The sequence below is a fragment of the Vogesella margarita genome, from assembly GCF_028548475.1.
Taxonomy (GTDB): domain Bacteria; phylum Pseudomonadota; class Gammaproteobacteria; order Burkholderiales; family Chromobacteriaceae; genus Vogesella; species Vogesella margarita.
Genome location: NZ_JAQQLE010000015.1, coordinates 69,737 through 88,603, shown reverse-complemented (window position 1 = coordinate 88,603; position 18,867 = coordinate 69,737). Strand labels below are relative to the sequence as shown.

Annotated in this window: 18 protein-coding genes and 1 other RNA gene; 2 read left to right on the top strand and 17 right to left on the bottom strand. The window is 64.2% G+C overall.

The window, feature by feature from the left end; genetic code table 11:
* Positions 1-153: 153 nt before the first annotated feature.
* From PQU96_RS15205 to PQU96_RS15190, 4 genes are read right to left on the bottom strand one after another with little or no spacing between them, the layout of a single operon-like run.
* Entirely contained in the window at positions 154-1,449 is a 1,296-nt protein-coding gene (locus PQU96_RS15205) for an MgtC/SapB family protein (protein ID WP_272773249.1), read from the bottom strand.
* 24 nt (positions 1,450-1,473) lie between these two features.
* Complete coding sequence (gene dxs / locus PQU96_RS15200) at positions 1,474-3,327, bottom strand: 1-deoxy-D-xylulose-5-phosphate synthase (protein ID WP_272773248.1); 1,854 nt, start codon at positions 3,325-3,327, stop codon at positions 1,474-1,476.
* A gap of 24 nt (positions 3,328-3,351) precedes the next feature.
* Positions 3,352-4,248, bottom strand: a complete 897-nt coding sequence (locus PQU96_RS15195; protein ID WP_272773247.1) for a polyprenyl synthetase family protein — start codon at positions 4,246-4,248, stop codon at positions 3,352-3,354.
* A complete protein-coding gene (locus PQU96_RS15190; RefSeq protein WP_047968401.1) occupies positions 4,238-4,471 on the bottom strand; it encodes an exodeoxyribonuclease VII small subunit in 234 nt (77 codons plus the stop codon). The genes PQU96_RS15195 and PQU96_RS15190 overlap by 11 nt, the downstream gene beginning before the upstream one ends.
* Before the next feature lie 171 nt (positions 4,472-4,642).
* Here PQU96_RS15190 and PQU96_RS15185 point away from each other — a divergent pair, with 171 nt between their 5' ends.
* Positions 4,643-5,473, top strand: coding sequence for an SDR family oxidoreductase (locus PQU96_RS15185; RefSeq protein ID WP_272773246.1), 831 nt, complete (start codon positions 4,643-4,645; stop codon positions 5,471-5,473).
* Between the two features lie 79 nt (positions 5,474-5,552).
* Here the strand turns inward: PQU96_RS15185 and PQU96_RS15180 are convergent, their stop codons facing one another.
* The 5 genes from PQU96_RS15180 to PQU96_RS15160 all read right to left on the bottom strand — a co-directional run bounded on the left by PQU96_RS15180 (position 5,553) and on the right by PQU96_RS15160 (position 9,889).
* The gene (locus PQU96_RS15180; protein WP_272773245.1) at positions 5,553-7,079 is read right to left on the bottom strand and encodes a cyclic-di-GMP receptor FimW-related protein; all 1,527 of its coding nucleotides are present in this window, start codon (positions 7,077-7,079) and stop codon (positions 5,553-5,555) included.
* A 102-nt stretch (positions 7,080-7,181) separates the two neighbouring features.
* Complete coding sequence (locus PQU96_RS15175) at positions 7,182-8,072, bottom strand: tyrosine-type recombinase/integrase (RefSeq protein ID WP_272773244.1); 891 nt, start codon at positions 8,070-8,072, stop codon at positions 7,182-7,184.
* Positions 8,069-8,914, bottom strand: a complete 846-nt coding sequence (locus PQU96_RS15170) for an AAA family ATPase (protein ID WP_272773243.1) — start codon at positions 8,912-8,914, stop codon at positions 8,069-8,071. Before PQU96_RS15170 ends, PQU96_RS15175 begins: the two co-directional genes overlap by 4 nt.
* A gap of 115 nt (positions 8,915-9,029) precedes the next feature.
* Positions 9,030-9,446, bottom strand: coding sequence for a hypothetical protein (locus PQU96_RS15165; RefSeq protein WP_272773242.1), 417 nt, complete (start codon positions 9,444-9,446; stop codon positions 9,030-9,032).
* Positions 9,443-9,889, bottom strand: coding sequence for an acyl-CoA thioesterase (locus PQU96_RS15160; protein ID WP_272773241.1), 447 nt, complete (start codon positions 9,887-9,889; stop codon positions 9,443-9,445). Before PQU96_RS15160 ends, PQU96_RS15165 begins: the two co-directional genes overlap by 4 nt.
* 128 nt (positions 9,890-10,017) lie before the next feature.
* On the opposite strand from PQU96_RS15160, the gene PQU96_RS15155 reads away from it, so the two are divergent.
* A complete protein-coding gene (locus tag PQU96_RS15155) occupies positions 10,018-10,467 on the top strand; it encodes a universal stress protein (RefSeq protein ID WP_272773240.1) in 450 nt (149 codons plus the stop codon).
* A 101-nt stretch (positions 10,468-10,568) separates the two neighbouring features.
* Here the strand turns inward: PQU96_RS15155 and PQU96_RS15150 are convergent, their stop codons facing one another.
* The 8 genes from PQU96_RS15150 to prpB form a co-directional block, all read right to left on the bottom strand.
* Positions 10,569-10,895 carry a helix-turn-helix domain-containing protein gene (locus tag PQU96_RS15150; protein ID WP_047968489.1) on the bottom strand — a complete coding sequence of 109 codons (327 nt, stop codon included), beginning with the start codon at positions 10,893-10,895 and terminating at the stop codon, positions 10,569-10,571.
* A gap of 203 nt (positions 10,896-11,098) precedes the next feature.
* Positions 11,099-11,197, bottom strand: an RNA gene (gene ffs, locus PQU96_RS15145) — signal recognition particle sRNA small type.
* Between the two features lie 120 nt (positions 11,198-11,317).
* Positions 11,318-12,040, bottom strand: a complete 723-nt coding sequence (locus PQU96_RS15140) for a substrate-binding periplasmic protein (RefSeq protein WP_272773239.1) — start codon at positions 12,038-12,040, stop codon at positions 11,318-11,320.
* 205 nt (positions 12,041-12,245) lie between these two features.
* Positions 12,246-13,430 (bottom strand): 2-methylaconitate cis-trans isomerase PrpF, encoded by a 1,185-nt coding sequence (prpF, locus tag PQU96_RS15135; RefSeq protein ID WP_272773238.1) that lies wholly within the window; start codon positions 13,428-13,430, stop codon positions 12,246-12,248.
* 106 nt (positions 13,431-13,536) lie between these two features.
* The gene (acnD, locus tag PQU96_RS15130; protein WP_272773237.1) at positions 13,537-16,137 is read right to left on the bottom strand and encodes a Fe/S-dependent 2-methylisocitrate dehydratase AcnD; all 2,601 of its coding nucleotides are present in this window, start codon (positions 16,135-16,137) and stop codon (positions 13,537-13,539) included.
* A gap of 111 nt (positions 16,138-16,248) precedes the next feature.
* Positions 16,249-17,400, bottom strand: coding sequence for a bifunctional 2-methylcitrate synthase/citrate synthase (prpC, locus tag PQU96_RS15125; protein ID WP_272773236.1), 1,152 nt, complete (start codon positions 17,398-17,400; stop codon positions 16,249-16,251).
* 40 nt (positions 17,401-17,440) lie between these two features.
* Entirely contained in the window at positions 17,441-17,776 is a 336-nt protein-coding gene (locus PQU96_RS15120; protein ID WP_272773235.1) for a cupin domain-containing protein, read from the bottom strand.
* A 32-nt stretch (positions 17,777-17,808) separates the two neighbouring features.
* Positions 17,809-18,681, bottom strand: coding sequence for a methylisocitrate lyase (prpB, locus tag PQU96_RS15115; RefSeq protein ID WP_272773234.1), 873 nt, complete (start codon positions 18,679-18,681; stop codon positions 17,809-17,811).
* Positions 18,682-18,867: the final 186 nt, after the last annotated feature.

The window sequence follows — 18,867 nt, the reverse complement described above, 5'->3', positions numbered from 1 at the left end:
CCTGTTCAATGTCTGCTGCGCTTCGGCGATACCGCGTTGAAAACGCCTTCGGAATGCTCATTGACTCTATGTCAACTCCGCTTCCTCAGCCGTTTTCGCCTTGTCTCGCTCTAGCTCGCGAGACTTTGAACAGATTCTGAGCGCCGGGGAGGCTCAGCCGGCGATCAGGTTGAGCCACAGCCCGATGGCCAGCCCCAGCAGCATCACCACGAAGGTTGGCAGGCAGCGCAGTGCCAGCAGGCGGCCGCCGAAGCTGGAGATCAGCCCGAACTTGAACAGGGTGTTGCTGGCGATGGCGATGCTGATCGCCAGCAGGGTCGGCATCAGCGCCAGCTGCTGCTTGCCCAGCATTTCCAGTGCGGTCAGGGTGATGGCGTCGACATCGTTGAGGCCGGAGATCAGCGCGATCACGTACACGCCGCGCTGGCCGAACAGGTCGTTCAGCCACGCGCTGCATACCAGCACGATGGCGAACACCAGCGCGAAGCTGAGCGCCAGCTTCAGCTCGGCCGGGTTGCTCAGCTGCAGTGCCGGCGTCTCGTGCTGGCCGTTGGCGGCATGGCGCGGGCGCAGCATTACCGTCAACAGGCCAAGCAGCAGCGGCGGCGCCATCAGCAGCACGGCGCCCTTCAGCGCCGCCGGTGTCACCGCCACGGTGATCAGCGCCAGCCGCACGAACAGCACCAGGTTGGCGAGCAGGATCACCCGCGCCGACAGCGCCACCGAGGCCGGGTTGTCGCGCGCGGCGCGGGCATAGACCAGGCTGGTGGCGGTGGTGGACACCAGGCCGCCGAGGATGCCCAGTACCGGGGTGCCGACGCGCTCGCCGAGCATGCGCACCGCGAAGTAGCCGGCGAGGCCGACGCCGACGATCAGTACCACCATCAGCCACACCCGGTACGGGTTGAAGGCGGTGTAGGGGCCGAAGCCCTGATTGGGCAGCACCGGCAGCACGATGAAGGTGAGGGCGGCGAACTGCAGCAGCGCCAGCAGGTCGCGGCGGTCCAGCCGCTGGCTCATGCCGCTCAGCTCCGGCTTCAGGTACAGCAGGCTGGTGACGATGATGGCGACGGCGACGGCGAGTTCTTCCAGCCCACTGGCGGAGAGCAGGCCGAGGCCATAGGCCACGACCAGCGCCACCACGGTGGTGGTGCGCGGCTCGTTTTCCTCCGCCTCGCGGCCCAGCGGCAGGAAGCCGAGGCTGGCGATCACCAGCAGACCCAGTGCCGGCAGCAGCCAGTTCGGGCTGCCGTGCTGCGACAGCACCGCCAGCAGGCAGCCGAACACCGCGGTCATCGGGAAGGTGCGGATGCCGGCCAGCGTGCGCTTTTTGCGCTCGCGCTCCACCCCCATCAGCAGGCCGATGCCGAGGCTGGTGACGATGGCCGGCAGCGCGGCATACGGCGAATCGGCCAGTGACAGCCAGCTGCCCAGATCCCAATTGCTCATGCGCGCGCCCTCCGGCGATGCGGGTTAGCGCCCCAAGCGGGCAGCGATGCTGGCTTCGATGCCGGCGGCGTCAAGGCCGCAGCCGGCCAGCAGGATGGCGGGGTCGCCGTGCTCGACGTAGTCGTCCGGCAGGCCCAGATGCAGCAGCGGCACCTGAACGTTGGCCGCAGCCAGCACTTCGCCGCAGGCAGAGCCTGCGCCGCCCATGATGGCGTTTTCCTCGACGGTGACAATCAGCTCGTGGCTGGCGGCCAGCTGGCGCACCAGCTCGGCGTCCAGCGGCTTGACGAAGCGCATGTCGGCGACGGTGGCGTCGAAGGCCTCGGCCGCCTGCAGCGCCGGCGTCACCATGCTGCCGAAGGCGAGGATGGCCACCTTGCCGGCGCCCTGGCGGCGGATGTGGCCCTTGCCGATCGGCAGCGCCGACATCTCGTGCACGATGGCAGCGCCGGGGCCGGTGCCGCGCGGGTAGCGCACCGCGCTGGGCGTATCCAGCGTGAACGCGGTGTACAGCATCTGGCGGCATTCGTTCTCGTCCGACGGCGCCATCACCGTCATGTTCGGGATGCAGCGCAGGAAGGACAGGTCGAAAGAGCCGGCGTGGGTTGGGCCATCGGCGCCGACCAGACCGGCGCGGTCGATGGCGAACACCACCGGCAGGTTTTGCAGCGCCACGTCGTGGATCAGCTGGTCGTAGGCGCGCTGCAGGAAGGTGGAGTAGATCGCCACCACCGGCTTCAGGCCGTCACAGGCGAGGCCGGCGGCAAAGGTGACCGCGTGCTGCTCGGCAATGGCGACGTCGAAGTAGCGGTCCGGGTGCTCCTTCTCGAAGCGCACCAGGCCGGAGCCTTCGCGCATCGCCGGGGTGATGCCGACCAGGCGCGAGTCCAGCTTGGCCATGTCGCAGATCCAGTCGCCGAACACCTGGGTGTACTGCGGCTTGCCGCCGCTCTTGCTGCCGGAGAGGCCGTTGGCCGGGTCGAACTTGGTCACGCCGTGGTATTTCACCGGGTCGTTCTCGGCCAGCTTGTAGCCCTGGCCCTTCTTGGTGACGATGTGCAGGAACTGCGGGCCTTTCAGGCTCTTGATGTTGTTGAGGGTGTCGGTCAGCACGTCGACATCGTGGCCGTCGATCGGGCCGATGTAGTTGAAACCGAACTCCTCGAACAGCGTGCCGGGGGTGAAAAAGCCCTTCACGTGTTCTTCCACCTTGCTGGCGATGTCGCGCAGCGGCGGGGCGATGCCGCCCAGCACCTTGTTGCTGCCCTGTTTCATCGCCGCGTAGAAGCGGCCGGACATCAGCTTGGCCAGGTAATTGTTCAGCGCGCCGACATTGGGCGAGATCGACATGTCGTTGTCGTTGAGGATCACCAGCAGGTTGGTGTCCATCGCGCCGGCGTTGTTCAACGCCTCGAAGGCCTGGCCGGCGGTCATCGAGCCGTCGCCGATGATGGCGACGCAGTGACGTTCGATGCCCTGCAGCTGCGCCGCGACCGCCATGCCCAGCGCGGCGCCGATGGAGGTGGACGAATGGCCGACGCCGAAGGTGTCGTACTCGGATTCGTCACGCTTGGGAAAGCCGGCAAGGCCGCCCTGCTGGCGCATGGTGTGCATGCGCTCGCGCCGGCCGGTGAGGATCTTGTGCGGGTAGGTCTGGTGGCCGACGTCCCACACCAGACGGTCGTCCGGGGTGTTGAACACGTAGTGCAGGGCGACGGTCAGCTCCACGCTGCCGAGGTTGGAGGCGAAGTGGCCGCCGGTCTTGCTCACCGATTCGACGATGAATTCGCGCAGCTCGCGCGCAAGCTGCGGCAGGTCGCCGCGTTTCAGCTGGCGCAGGTCTGCCGGGCTGTGGATGGTGTCGAGCAGTGTGGTCATATTGTTGTTGTGTTGTGTTGTCGTTCAGAACGAGCGGGCGACGATGTAGTCGGCCAGCTGTTTCAGACGCGCGGCCTTGTCACCAAACGGTGCCAGCGCGGCCAGCGCGTCGTTGTAGAGTTCGCGGGCAAACTGCTTGGCCTGTTGCAGGCCCATCAGGCTGACGTAGGTCGGCTTGTCGTTGGCCTCGTCCTTGCCGGCGGTCTTGCCGAGGGTGGCGGTGTCGGCTTCGACATCCAGCACGTCGTCGACCACCTGGAACGCGAGTCCCATGCGCTTGGCGAAATGGTCGAGGCTGTCGGTATGTTCGGCGCTCAAAGGTTGGCCGCACATGGCGCCCAGAAGCACCGCGGCGCGGATCAGCGCGCCGGTTTTCATCAGGTGCATGAATTCCAGTTCGGTCTGGTTCAGGCTGCGGCCAACGCTGGCGAGGTCGATGGCCTGACCGCCAGCCATGCCGGCGTGGCCGGAGGCCTGTGCCAGCAGCCTCACCATGGCCAGCTGCTGCGCTGCATCCACGCCTGGAAGCGGGGTGGCGATCAGCTCGAAGGCCAGTGTCTGCAAGGCGTCGCCGACCAGCAGCGCGGTGGCCTCGTCGTAGGCGACGTGACAGGTGGGCTTGCCACGGCGCAGTACGTCGTCGTCCATGCACGGCATGTCGTCGTGCACCAGCGAGTAGGCGTGAATCATCTCCACTGCACAGGCGACGCGACCAAGGTTGGCCGCATCGGCGGCAACCAGCTCGCCGGCGGCGAAGGCCAGCAGCGGGCGCACGCGCTTGCCGCCCTGCAGCGTGCTGTAGCGCATCGCCTGGTGCAGTTGCTGCGGCGCGCGCTGTTCGTCCGGCAGCGCCGCTTCCAGCGCGTTTTCGACGTATTGCTGGGTGGCGGTCATCCAGCCGACAAGGTTTTCATTGCTCATGGCTGATGTCCAGTGGTTTGAGTTCGCCGTTTTCCAGCACCCGCAGTTGTTGTTCGGCATCGGCCAGCTTGGCCTGGCAGAACTTCATCAGTTCGATGCCCTGCTTGTAGGAGGCGAGCGCCGCATCCAGCGGCATGTCGCCGCTTTCCATTGCCTGGATGATGTCTTCCAGTTGTGCAAGCGAGCTTTCAAAGCTTGCCGGCGCCTTGGCGGATTTGGCCATTACCTTATTCCTCGTGCATTGTTCGGTTTACCGGTCGCCATTGTAGGTGTTTTCTGCGCCCGCACAAAGTGGCGCCTGTGTTTACCGCGGGGCAGCCGTCCTGTTGTGTTTGACCCCCGGCGGGTGGCTGTTTATCGTGGCGGCCTCAACGATAGACGAAAGGATGGCAGCGTGGCGGCCAAAAGCATCTTGATTACCGGTTGTTCGTCCGGCATCGGCCTCGCGGTGGCGCAAGGGTTGGCCGCAAAGGGCTGGCGCGTGTTTGCCAGCGCGCGCAAGGCGGAGGACGTCAGCCGCCTGCAGCAGCTGGGGCTGGAGGCGCTGCCGCTGGACGTGGACGACAGCGCCAGCATCCACGCCGCGGTGGCCGAGGTGCTGCGCCGCACCGGCGGCACGCTGGACGCGCTGTTCAACAATGCCGGTTACGGCCAGCCCGGCGCCGCCGAGGACGTGCCGCGCCACGCGATGCGGGCGCAGTTCGAGACCAATCTGTTCGGCGCCTGGGAGCTGCTGAATGCGGTGCTGCCGGTGATGCGGCGCCAGGGTCACGGCCGCGTGCTGTTCAACAGCTCGGTGCTGGGTTTTGCCGCGATGAAGTACCGCGGCGCCTACAACGCCAGCAAATACGCGATGGAAGGGCTGTGTGACACCCTGCGGCTGGAGCTGGCCGGCAGCGGCATCCATGTCAGCCTGATCGAGCCGGGGCCGATCGAGAGCCGCTTCCGTCCCAATGCGCTGGCCAGGTTTCTGGCCAACATCGACATCGCGCACAGCGCGCATCGCGCCTCTTACGAAAAACAGCTGCAGCGGCTGAAGAAGGAAGGCCACGCCGCACCGTTCACCTTGCCGGCGACGGCGGTGCTGGCCAAGGTGGAGCGGGCCTTGCTGGCTGCGCGGCCGGCGGCGCGCTACCGGGTCACCTTCCCGACGCACCTGTTCTGGTGGCTGAAGCGCCTGCTGCCGACGCGCTGGCTGGACGCAGTGCTGGCGCGGGTGGCGTGAGCGGCGGGGCAGCCAGGCGCAAATGAAAAAGGCGGTCACGCAGGTGACCGCCTTTTTATGTGCCGGTTACGCGGCAGTTTCAGCTGCCGAGCCGTTCCAGGGTTTCGAATTCAACCTGGTGACAATCTTCGAACTGGCTGATCACGCTGCTGATGCGGATCTGGTAGGACTTGCCGTTGGCGAGGAAGTTGAGCAGCTTGCCCGGCTTGGCGAAGGATTTGGGCACGATGAAGACGCGCTTGCCTTTCTGGGCATTGGTCTGCGTGATGTACAGGCCGTTGTGGTTGGAGACGGCTTCGCGCTCGTTCTCGCTGAGGATCACCGGCAGCGGCAGGCTGCCGAGCAGCTCGACACCGATGCGGGTGCCTCCTTCCGGGAGGCGCTGCACGCGGCGGATGATACCAAGCTGGTGGGGGCGGTCTTTTTGCGATACCCAGATGCTGCGGCCGATGATCAGGCTTTCCACCGCGCGGCCGATGTAGATCAGCCCCATGCCGACCTCGCTGGTATCGTTGACCCGCCATTCCGGCATCAGGTTGTCTTCGCCCAGTGCCATGGCGCGGTTGACTTTCAGGTGGTGGGCGATGCGCTCGAAACCGACCTCCACCCGTGCCTGCCCGGTCGAGGACAGCCGTTCGTGACGGCGCATCGACTTGCCGCCATCCTGCGACCAGCGCGTCGACAGCTTTTGCAGCATGTCGCGCCACAAGTCCAGGCTCATGTCCGGCAACGCCCGGGCAAAGGCCTCCGGGATGCCTTGGTCGAAATCGAGAATCAGGTCGGCGAGGCGGTTGACGACGTGGTCGCCGGACCAGTAACGGCAGCCCTTGCCCAGCACGCCGCGGCGCAGCAGCTGCGGCGCGGCCGGCATGTCGAGATTGATCACGTACTGGAATTCGCTTTGCGTGGCCTGCAGCTCCAGCTGCACGCCTTCCACCAGTCTTTCCAGCAGCAGGTGGATGGCCTCGATTTCCTGCGGCAGCAGGTTGTCGGTTTGTGCCAGGTGCAGCATCGCCGCCTGGATCAGCAGTTCTTCCGGAGAAATGCTGCTGTTGAGCCGGTCGTACAGCGCAATACGCTTGGTGTGGAACTTCTCCTGCTCGGCAAACTGGTACAGGTGATAGGCCTGCTGCCAGGTATTGCCCTCGGCCGCGATGTAGCGCAGCGCGCTCCATTTCACCAGGCTCAGCTGGTGGTGCAGCGCACGGGCGGTGGCCAGCTCGATATTGCCGTCGACAACAAAATTCTTGGCGCTGTGCATCTGGCGCAGGCACAACTGGTAGCCGTTGGACAATTCGGTCCAGTACGACAGGATGCTGGGCAGGAAGGATTTCGAACGCGGCGAGCCGCGCAGGAATTCGCTGCACAGCTTGCTGTGCATGCCTACGGACTGGCTGTCGACGTAAAGCAGGGTGCTGATGCGGTCCTTGAGGGTGACCGTGGCATCCTTGTTGATCTTGCTGACCGCCTTGATGACCTCGATCAACGCCGTGTAGTACTCGTCACTCGGCAGGTTTTTCACCAGCTGGGTGGCAGAGACGGTGCTGTCGCTGGGTTTGTGCTTCCCGACCAGGGATCCCAGTATGGTTTTGATGTTATCGATCATTACTTGGAGATGGCTCGGCGAGGTTGAGGGCCAGGGTAAGGTAATTATCCCGCTATATTATCGTATCTCGGACCAATAACAGAAAGAGTCGTTGCAGCGGCGTTACGAGTTGTCCGGAGTTTTCTTGGCGCGCGGGTGGGCGCCGTCGTAGACCTTGGCCAGATGCTGGAAGTCGAGGCTGGTATAGATCTGGGTTGTGGCCAGGTTGGCGTGGCCCAGCATTTCCTGTACCGCACGCAGGTCGCCGGACGATTGCAGGATGTGGCTGGCAAACGAGTGGCGCAGCATGTGCGGGTGCACATGCTGCTCGCAGTCGCTTTGCAGCCGCCATTTTTCCAGCCGCCGTGCCAGTTGTCGTGACGACAGCCGCGTGCCCTGCTCCGACACGAACAACGCGTCGTCCAGGGTGTTGCCGCGCACCTCCAGCCAGCGGCGCAGCGCGTCGGCGGCACTGCGGCCAACTGGCAGCAACCGTTCGCGTTTGCCCTTGCCGCTGACCTTGACCAGCTGCTGCGACAGGTCGAGGTCGGCGACATTGAGCGAGGTGGTCTCGCTCAGGCGCAGTCCGGAGGAGTACATCAATTCAAACATGGCGTGGTCGCGCCATTGCAGTCGCCCCTCGCTGGGCTGGTCCAGCAGCTGCATGGTGGCGTCGACGCTGAGCGCCTTGGGCAGGCGTTGCGGCGCGCGTGGCGGGCGCAGGCCGGCGCAAGGGTTGGCCGCAACCCGTTCCTGCCGGATCAACCACTGGAACAGGTTGCGCCAGCTGGACAGGATGCGCGCCAGCGAGCGCGGTGACAGTCCCTGGTGGCGCAGCTGCGCCAGTGCGCGCTGAACGGCGAGGGTGTTGACCTGTTCCGGCAGTTCCAGGCGGGTCAGGTTGGCGAGATAGGCGATATCGCGCGCGTAGGCCTCGCGCGTGTGCTCGCTCCTGGCGGCCAGTTGCAGCTGCTGGTCGAACTGCTGGAGTGTTGTGGTCCAGGCGGTGTTCATGATCCGTTGCGCCGTGCACGGGTGGCGTTGAGGATGCGTTCCAGCAGCGACATGTCCTGCTCGTTCTTCAGCAGGGCGCCGGCAAACGGCGGCACGCCGCCGTTGTGGATCGCACTGTCCGGGGTGCCGTCGGCTTCTAGCAGACGCAGCCAGTCCAGCAGCTCCGAGGTTGACGGTTTTTTCTTGATGCCGGGCAGCTCGCGGATGGCGAGGAAGCTTTCCAGTGCATGGCGCAGCAGGCTGTCGCGCAGGCTCGGGAAGTGGGCGTGGACGATGCGCTGCAGGGTGTCCTGGTCCGGGAACCGGATGTAGTGGAAGAAGCAGCGGCGCAGGAAGGCGTCGGGCAGCTCTTTTTCATTGTTGGAGGTGATGACGATGATGGGGCGCTGGTGGGCCTTGATCTGCTGTTGCGTTTCGTGCACGAAGAACTCCATCTGGTCCAGTTCGCGCAGCAGGTCGTTGGGGAATTCGATGTCGGCCTTGTCGATCTCGTCGATCAGTAGCACCGGCGCCTCGCTGGCCTCGAACGCCTGCCACAGCTTGCCCTTGACGATGTAGTTGCCGATGTGGTGCACGCGCTCGCTGCCCAGTTGCGAGTCGCGCAACCGCGATACCGCATCGTACTCGTACAGGCCGTGCTGCGCCTTGGTGGTGGATTTGATCGGCCACACGATCAGCTGCTTGCCCAGCGCCTTGGCCAGTTGCTCGGCGAGCATGGTCTTGCCGGTGCCGGGTTCGCCTTTGACCAATAATGGGCGTTCCAGGGTGATGGCCGCGTTGACGGCGGTCATCAGATCGGGGGTGGCAATGTACTGCTCGCTGCCGCTGAACTGCTGTTTCATGGGGTGGGCTCGTGTTGGATGATGGTTGCCGAATGAAAGCGGCCACTCAGGGTGGCCGTTTCGATGCGGTAGTGCCTGCGCTGATTATGGTTCAGCTACAGGGCGCGCCAGGGTGTTACTGGCGGATGAATTCGTTTTCCAGGTCTTCCAGCGACAGCTGCCAGTGCTGCATCATGTAGCGTAGCAGCAGCATTTCCGGGTCGCTGATGGCATTGTCGGCCTTGCAGATGTCCAGCGCGATGGCGCAGCACAGCAGGCGCTTGCTGCGGTCGGTGATCACGTCCAGCACCTCGTTGACGCGCTCCGGCGACAGCAGGTGGATGGTGCCGTCGTTTTCGGCATCGTCGGAGATGTCGTCGCAGTACTTGGCCAGTACCTCGATGAAGCGCTTGCGCGACAGGCCGATGATTTCATAGACGTTCAGGCTTTCCATGGACTCGATTTCGCGCGTGGCCATTTCACCATCGGTGATCATGAACATGGCAAGGATGCGGGCAATGGCTTCCGGACTGTTCATGGGGTAGTTTTTCATGTCGCGACTCCTTCTTGTTGCTGTCTGAATTGCGCGGCAAAGGCGGTTGGTACGGGGGTTGCTTTCCGCTGCTGGTAGTCAAAGAAGACAATGCCGGTCTTGATATGCAATATTGCGGCATTGTCGCTCAAGCGCCGGGCCTGGTAAATGAAGTCGCAGCCGCAACGGCTGAAGTCGGTGATGCCGAGGCTGAACGCCAGCGTATCGCCATGAAAGGCTTCGTTGCGATAGATCACCGCCGCGTCGCTGATGATGATGCCGGCACCGTAAACGTCCATCTCGGTGCAGTCAAGGCTTTGCAGGAAGCGCAGGCGAACCTCGTGGGCGAGGCGCAGGGCGGCATCGTTACCCAGATGGCCGCCGTAGTTGATGTCGCTGATGCGGATGTCGAGCTGACAGTCGAATACCGGATGGTCGATTTCCGGCAAGGTGAGGCGTGCCATGCGTTAACCTGTCGCGAGGGTTTTTTGTCATACTGCACTCGCCGTTAATCTTTATCAATACTTTCCTCGGCGGCGGTATCCTATTATGGGTACAACAATTCAATCGTAAGTCGAGACGGGAGGTCACCATGTATCAGCGTATTTTTGTGCCGGTTGATGATAGCGAAACATCGGCCCTGGCCCTGGCTGAAGCGTGCAAGCTGGCCAAGGAAGTCGGTGCCGCGGTAAGGATGGTGCATGTGGTCGATCTGGCGCAGTTTGGCTGGGGTGGCGCCGAGTTTCTGGATGCTGCGGAGTTGCAGGGCTCGATTCGCGAGGCGGGCGAGCAGGTGTTGTCGCAGGCTAAGGTGCGCGCCGAGGCACTGGGCGTGGTGCCTGAAGTCGCCATCATCGAAAGCTGGGGCGACCGTATTGCCAGCGTTATTATGGAAGATGCCGGCAAATGGGGGGCGGACCTGCTGGTAATGGGGACCCACGGTATCGGCGGTTTGATGCACCTTCTGTTGGGGAGTGTTGCCGAAGGGGTGCTGAAGATCGCCGATGTGCCCGTGCTGCTGGTGCGCAACACCGGAGACTGAGTGGTGTCGAGGCACGTGGGATGCGATCCTGTCGTGCTCAAGGCAAAGAAAAGCGCCCCGGTAAGCCGGGGCGCTTTTTTATGGTTGCGTCAACCGCCTGTTCAGGCTTCGGCAACGGTGCCTTCTGCTTCGCCTTGGGTGTCAAGACGGGCGCGAACCGCTTTGCGCAGGCTCTTGTACAGGTCCGGGTGGGTTTCCTTGAGATATTCAACGATCTCGAAGTCTTCACGACGGACTTTTGCCAAGTCGATCTGCTCCACATGCACCAGACGGAGTAACTCGCGTACCGGCTTTGGCATGTTGCGACCGCTTTCGTAGCGCGAACCGCCGGACTGGGTGACGCCGATACGGCTCCAGAATTCCTGCTGGTTCAAGCCAAGCTTGCGGCGGATTTCGCGTGGATTGGGGATTTTATCAAACAATTTCATGGCGTTCCTCGCATATGAGTTCTGTATCATGGACGGGGTAGTGTCCGCGTGACTTTTGCAAAAAATAAAACATATGGCCGAGTCTTTGCCCAGCCTTATTTGACTTGCATCAGTATGATAGCAGGATTGCGAGAAAAAGGACAGCGGAATTTATGCGAAACGCCCGTTGCCGGCGGTAAGTTGTCGGCAACGGGGTAAATTGGGGTGGCGAGCCCGACCCCCGGCACTTGCGCTAAACGGTTGTGGCTGCTTCCTTCCGGACCTGACCAGGTTGACCATCGCACAATGCGGGGAGACCCGCCGTTGAGGAAAAACATTCTACAGAAAAAACCTTGTCGTGACAAGGGAAGTTTACCGGCAATGCCTGCCGTGGCGGGGTTTGCCGGCTGCTGCCGTAGTCTGCCAACGGGTAGCAGCCGGCGTCAGCGGTACTTTGACAGGATGTGCGGCAGGGTATGGTTGTCAAGCAGCTTGCCGATGGCGCGATTGAGTTGTGGCAGGCCGATGCGGCTGTGCCGGGACAAGGCGCAGCCGGCCTGGTAGTTGTTGAGCAGCAGCGGCGGGTGCAGGGCGAGCGGAAGTTGTCCCAGTTTTTGCTGATAGTTCAGGTAAAGCTGATTGACCACCGCGTGGTGGATGCGTCCGGCTTCCAGTTTTCTCAGGTTGCTGGTGGAGTTGGGCGCATCGTCGCGCACCAGTGCGCTGCCGAGGCGGGTCTCCAGCTCCGGGTAGCGAAAGCCGAGAATGGTGCCGATGCTTTGTCCGGCCAGTGCGGCGATGCTGGTGGGGCGCGGCTGGTCGCGATGGGTGACCACGACGTCGGCATTGACGAGGAAGGGTCTGGACCAGCGGAACGGACCGGGCAACCACTCCCGCTGGTACAGGCAGATCAGGTCGGCCTCACCGTTTTGCAGGCTGGGGCCGACCCGCTTGCGCGGCACGACTCGAAAGCTGGCCTGTTGGCCGAGCTCCTTGGCCAGTGCCTGGCCCAGGTCAAAATGAATGCCGGCCAGCAGGGTGTTGTCCTGCAGCTCGGCCAGCGGCATTTCGGTGCTGTCGTCCACCAGGATCAGCAGCTTGCCCGGACTGGACTGTGCCAGTGGTGCAGCCAACAGCCAGCCGGCCATCAGTAGGCATTTTTTCATGGGTAATCGCTGCGGTTGTGCACTGAGGTGCCGAATCTAACACGCCCGGACGGGCGCGAGAATGCTGTCGGCGCAGCGTCTGCCCGTGGTCGCAGCGGACAAGACGAAGGCCGGCTCACCTGTGGGCGAGCCGGCCTGTCTCGTGCCGTTGGCGGCAAGGTTGGCCGCAACGGTGCGGGCCGGGTTTTGCAGCAGAGCCGGATTGTTACAGGATGTCGCCGGGTACGCGCACCCAGCCTTCCATCAGGATGCGCGCGCTGCGGCTCATGATGGCCTTGGTCACTTTCCATTGCCCGTTTTCCTGTACCGCTTCTGCGCCCACGCGCAGGGTGCCGGACGGGTGGCCGAAGCGTACCGCCTGGCGTTCGCCGCCGCCGGCGGCCAGGTTCACCAGTGTGCCGGGGATGGCGGCGGCGGTGCCGATGGCCACCGCGCAGGTGCCCATCATCGCGTGGTGTAGCTTGCCCATGGACAGCGCGCGTACCAAGAGGTCGATGTCGGTTGCCTTGATTGGCTTGCCGCTGGAGGCGGTGTAGTCGGCCGGTGGCGCTACGAAGGCGATCTTGGGGGTGTGCTGGCGGGTGGCGGCTTCTTCCGGGGTCTTGATCAGTCCCATGCGCAGTGCGCCGGCCACGCGGATGGCTTCGAAGCGGGCCAGTGCCGCCGGGTCGCTGTTGATGGCTTCGCGCAGCTCGGTGCCGGTGTAGCCGATGTCGGCCGCATTGACGAACACGGTGGGGATGCCGGCGCTGATCATGGTGGCCTTGAAGGTACCGATGCCCGGCACTTCCAGGTCGTCCACCAGATTGCCGGTGGGGAACATGCTGCCATCGTCGCCGTCATCCGATGGGTCCATGAATTCCAGCACGATCTCGGCTGCGGGGAAGGTAACGCCGTCCAGCTCGAAATCGCCGGTTTCCTGCACCTGGCCCTTGGTCACCGGCACGTGGGCAATGATGGTTTTCCGGATGTTGGCTTGCCAGATGCGTACCACGCACACGCCGTTGTCCGGAATGCGCGCCGGGTCCACCAGACCGGCGTGAATGGCGAAGGCGCCGGCGGCGGTGGACAGGTTGCCGCAGTTGCCGCTCCAGTCGACGAAAGCCTTGTCGATGGCGACCTGGCCGTACAGGTAGTCGACGTCGTGGTCTGGCTGCGTGCTTTTCGACAGGATCACGCACTTGCTGGTGCTGGAGGTGGCGCCGCCCATGCCGTCGATGTGGGCGGAGTAGGGATCCGGGCTGCCGATCACGCGCATGAACAGTTTGTCGCGCGCTGCGCCGGGCTGCTGGCAGCTGGCGGGCAGGTCCTGCAGGCGGAAGAACACACCCTTGCTGGTGCCGCCACGGATGTAGGTGGCCGGAATGCGGATTTGGGGAAGGTGGGCCATAAACTTGTCCTGATCAGGGCTTGCAGCGGATGGGCACCGTGTGGCGTCGTCCATCGCTTAAAGAAGAATGGCGGCCAACCTTGGTGGACAAGGTTGGCCGCAGGGTTTAGGCAGTCGCGCTTTCCAGGAAGTCCTGAGCGAAGCGCTGCAGCACACCGCCGGCCCGGTAGACGCGCACCTCGGCGGCGGTGTCCAGTCGGCAGGTCATCGGCACCGCCACGCGCTCGCCGTTCTGGCGGTGGATCACCAGCGTCAGGTCGCCGCGCGGCGCGATATCGCCCTCGACGTCGTAGGTTTCGGTCCCGTCCAGTGCCAGCGTCTTGCGGTTGATGCCGGGCTTGAACTCCAGCGGCAGCACGCCCATGCCCACCAGATTGGTGCGGTGGATGCGCTCGAAGCCCTCGGCGGCGATCGCTTCCACCCCGGCCAGACGCACGCCCTTGGCCGCCCAGTCACGCGAGCTGCCCTGGCCGTAGTCGGCACCGGCGACGATGATCAGCGGCTGCTTGCGCTGCATATAGGTCTCGATCGCCTCCCACATGCGCATCACCTGGCCGTCCGGCTCGACGCGGGCCAGCGAACCCTTCTTCACCTCGCCGTCCGCCACCGCCATCTCGTTCACCAGCTGCGGGTTGGCGAAGGTGGCGCGCTGCGCGGTGAGGTGGTCACCGCGGTGGGTGGCGTAGGAGTTGAAGTCCTCTTCCGGCAGGCCCATTTTCGCCAGGTATTCGCCGGCGGCGCTGTTGGCCAGGATGGCGTTGGACGGCGACAGGTGGTCGGTGGTGATGTTGTCCGGCAGCAGTGCCAGCGGGCGCATGCCTTTCAGTGTGCGCTCGCCGGCCAGCGCGCCTTCCCAGTACGGCGGACGGCGGATGTAGGTGGACTGCGGGCGCCAGTCGTACAGCGGGCTCTTGGCCTGCTCGGCGGTGCCCAGGTCGAACATCGGGATGTAGATCTGCTTGAACTGCTCCGGCTTCACGCTGGCGTCGACGATGGCGTCGATTTCCTCGTCGCTTGGCCACAGGTCCTTCAGGCGGATTTCGCGGCCGTCGACCACGCCCAGCACGTCGCGCTCAATGTCGAAGCGCATGGTGCCGGCGATGGCGTAGGCCACCACCAGCGGCGGCGAGGCGAGGAAGGCCTGCTTGGCGTAGGGGTGGATGCGACCGTCGAAGTTGCGGTTGCCGGACAGCACGGCGGTGGCGTACAGGTCGCGGTCGATGATTTCCTGCTGGATTTTCGGGTCCAGCGCGCCGGACATGCCGTTACAGGTGGTGCAGGCGTAGGCGACGATGCCGAAGCCGAGTTTCTCCAGCTCCGGCAGCAGGCCGGCGTCTTCCAGGTACAGCTTGGCTACCTTGGAGCCGGGGGCGAACGAGGTCTTCACCCACGGCTTGCGCGTCAGCCCCAGTGCATTGGCCTTCTTGGCCAGCAGCGCGGCGGCGACCACGTTGCGCGGGTTGCTGGTGTTGGTGCAGCTGGTGATGGCGGCGATGATCACCGCGCCGTCCGGCAGCAGGCCTTGCGCTTCCTGTTCGCGCGCCGCGGCAAGGTTGGCCGCAATGCCGCGCTCGGCCAGTGCCGAGGTCGGCAGGCGCTTGTGCGGATTGGACGGGCCGGCCATGTTGCGCACCACGGTGGAGAGATCGAACTCCAGCACGCGCGGGTACTGCGCGCAGGCCAGATCGCTGGCCCACAGGCCGGTGTGGCGGGCGTAGTTTTCCACCAGCGCCACCTGCTCCGGCTCGCGACCGGTGAGCTTCAGGTAGGCGATGGTCTGGTCGTCGATGTAGAACATGGCGGCGGTGGCGCCATACTCCGGGCACATATTGGAGATGGTGGCGCGGTCGCCGATCGACAGGCTGTCGGCGCCTTCGCCAAAGAACTCCACCCACGCACCGACCACGCGTTCCTTGCGCAGGAATTCGGTCAGTGCCAGCACGATGTCGGTGGCGGTGATGCCGCTCTGGCGCTGGCCGGTCAGCTTCACGCCGACGATGTCCGGCAGGCGCATCATCGACGGGTGGCCCAGCATGACGGTTTCGGCTTCCAGGCCGCCGACGCCGATGGCGATCACGCCCAGCGCGTCCACGTGCGGGGTGTGGCTGTCGGTGCCGACGCAGGTGTCGGGGAAGGCGACGCCGTCACGCGACTGGATCACCGGCGACATTTTCTCCAGGTTGATCTGGTGCATGATGCCGTTGCCGGCCGGGATTACGTCCACGTTTTTGAACGCGGTGCGCGTCCAGTTGATGAAGTGGAAACGGTCCTCGTTGCGGCGGTCCTCGATGGCGCGGTTCTTCTCGAAGGCTTCCGGGTCGTAGCCGCCGCACTCCACTGCCAGCGAGTGGTCGACGATCAGCTGCGTCGGCACCACCGGGTTGACTTGCGACGGGTCGCCGCCCTTGTCGGCGATGGCGTCGCGCAGGCCGGCCAGATCCACCAGCGCGGTCTGGCCGAGAATGTCGTGGCACACCACGCGGGCCGGATACCACGGGAAGTCCAGGTCCTGGCGGCGTGCTATCAGTTGTGTCAGCGCGTCGGTCAGCAGCGCCGGTTCGCAGCGGCGCACCAGCTGTTCGGCCAGCACGCGGGAGACGTAGGGCAGGGTGGCGTAGGCGCCGGGCTGGATGGCATCCACCGCGGCGCGGGTGTCAAAGTAGTCGAGGCGGGTGCCGGGTAGCGGCTTGCGGTATTGGCTGTTCATGGCGTGGGCACGGGGGTGAAGTTGGAGATCACCGTGCGGCCAACGTTGGCCGCAGGGCGCCGTTCCGGTTTTATTGTGATCCTGCCGGCGTGGCCGGCAGGGCGTGACACATCAGCGCTGTGCCAGCGGCACGAAGGGCTGGTCTTCCGGGCCGATGTAGTTGGCGCTCGGGCGGATGATCTTGCCGTCGATGCGCTGTTCGATCACGTGCGCGCTCCAGCCGCTGGTACGGGCGATCACGAACAGCGGGGTGAACATCGCGGTCGGCACGCCCATCATGTGATAGCTCACCGCGCTGAACCAGTCCAGGTTCGGGAACATCTTCTTGATGTCCCACATCACGCTTTCCAGACGCTCGGCGATGTCGAACATCTTGCTATCGCCGGCCGCTTGCGACAGCTCGCGCGCCACTTCCTTGATCACCTTGTTGCGCGGGTCGCTGATGGTGTACACCGGGTGGCCGAAGCCGATCACCACTTCCTTGCGCTCCACGCGGGCCTTGATGTCGGCCTCGGCTTCGTCCGGAGTCTCGTAGCGCTTCTGCACTTCGAACGCGACCTCGTTGGCGCCGCCGTGTTTCGGACCGCGCAACGCGCCGATGGCGCCGGTGATGGCGCTGTACATGTCGGAGCCGGTACCGGCAATGACGCGGGCGGTGAAGGTGGAGGCGTTGAATTCGTGCTCAGCGTACAGGTTCAGCGAGGTGTGCATCGAGCGAACCCACTGTTCGGACGGTTTCTGGCCGTGCAGCAGGTGCAGGAAGTGGCCGCCGATGGAGTCGTCGTCGGTTTCCACGTCGATGCGCTTGCCGTTATGGCTGAAGTGGTACCAGTACAGCAGCATGGAGCCTAGCGAGGCCATCAGGCGGTCGGCAATGTCGCGGGCACCCGGGGTGTTGTGGTCGTCCTTTTCCGGCAGGGTGCAGCCCAGAGCGGACACGCCGCTGCGCATCACGTCCATCGGGTGCGAGGCGGCCGGTAGCGCTTCCAGCACCGCTTTCACCGACGCCGGCAGGCCGCGCAGCGATTTCAGTTTTTTCTTGTAGCCGGTCAGCTCAGCCCGGTTCGGCAGCTTGCCGTGCACCAGCAGGTAGGCCACTTCCTCGAATTCGGTCTCGGCGGCCAGATCCAGGATGTCGTAGCCGCGGTAGTGCAGGTCGTTGCCACTGCGGCCAACGGTGCACAGCTCGGTATTGCCGGCGGCGACGCCGGACAGGGCTACGGATTTCTTGGCTTTGGGAAGCACTTGGAGTGATTCGGTCATTTCTTCCTTCTCCTGCTGCTGGTATGGACTGGGTTGTGCGTTATCGGATTATTTGTCGCGAAAAAAAAACGGCCAGCCAGACGCTATCCTGTTCCGATGTGGTCCAGGCCACGCGGTGCCGGCAATGGGCCGGGATCAGCACCGCATCGCCGGGCGCCAGCTGCTGTCGGCGGGGCGGGTCGGCGTACGCCAGTTCTGCGGCGCCAGCCAGTAACAGCACCCACTCGTGTTCGTCCTGGTCGTACCAGAAGTCCTCGGGCGAGGCGTGCCCGCGCGACACGATGCGTTCCACGCGAAAACCGGCGCTGCCGGAAAGCAGCGTCTGGAACAGCTCTTGCGGCAGGTCGGGCGGGATGTCCGCGAACAGATTGGTCATGGTGTACACCGTCGCGCCGCCTGCCTGGCCGCTTACTTGCCTTGGCTGAACAGCGCGTCCAGCTTTTGCTCGTAGGCGTGGTAATCGAGGTGCTCGTACAGGTCCATGCGGGTCTGCATGGTGTCGACTACGTTTTGCTGCGTGCCGTCGCGGCGGATGGCGCCGTAGACGTTGAGTGCCGCCTGGCTCATCGCGCGGAACGCCGACAGCGGGTACAGCACCAGGCCGACGCCGTTGGCGCCCAGCTGTTCGGTGGTGTACAGCGGGGTTGCGCCGAATTCGGTGATGTTGGCCAGCACCGGCACCTTCACCGCCTCGGCGAACTGCTTGTACATCGCCAGATCGGTGATTGCTTCCGGGAAGATCATGTCGGCGCCGGCTTCGACGCAGGCGACCGCGCGTTCGATCGCCGCTTCCAGTCCTTCGACCGCCAGCGCGTCGGTGCGCGCCATGATCACCATGCCGTGTTTGCGTGCGTCCACCGCCGCCTTCACGCGGTCGACCATTTCTTCCTGGCTGACGATGGCCTTGTTCGGGCGGTGGCCACAGCGTTTCTGCTGCACTTGGTCTTCGATGTGCACCGCGGCGGCACCGGCTTTTTCCAGATTGCGTACCGCGCGGGCGATGTTGAAGGCGCCTCCCCAGCCGGTGTCGATGTCCACCAGCAGCGGCAACTCGGTGACGTCGGTGATGCGGCGCACGTCGATCAGCACGTCTTCCAGGGTGGTGATGCCAAGATCCGGAATGCCGCAGGAGCAGGCGGCGACACCGCCGCCGGACAGGTACAGCGCCTTGAAGCCGCTATGTTCGGCCAGACGGGCGGCGTAGGCATTGACCGCGCCGACGACCTGCAGGGGTTTTTCTTGGGCAACTGCATCGCGGAAACGTTGGCCGGGTGTCGTCATCGGGTTTCTCCTGTTTTTGGAATCGAGTGTTAGGTTCTGCTGTTTTGTATTCTGGAGTACTTGTTTATATTCTAGCAAGTGCTTGGTAAATTGGTAAACGAATTTCTGTGCGCTTTCTTTGCCGGATGCGGACACCTTTGTTATAAGTGCAACGGCTTGTGCGGTGAACTTATCCCGAGCAAGGCA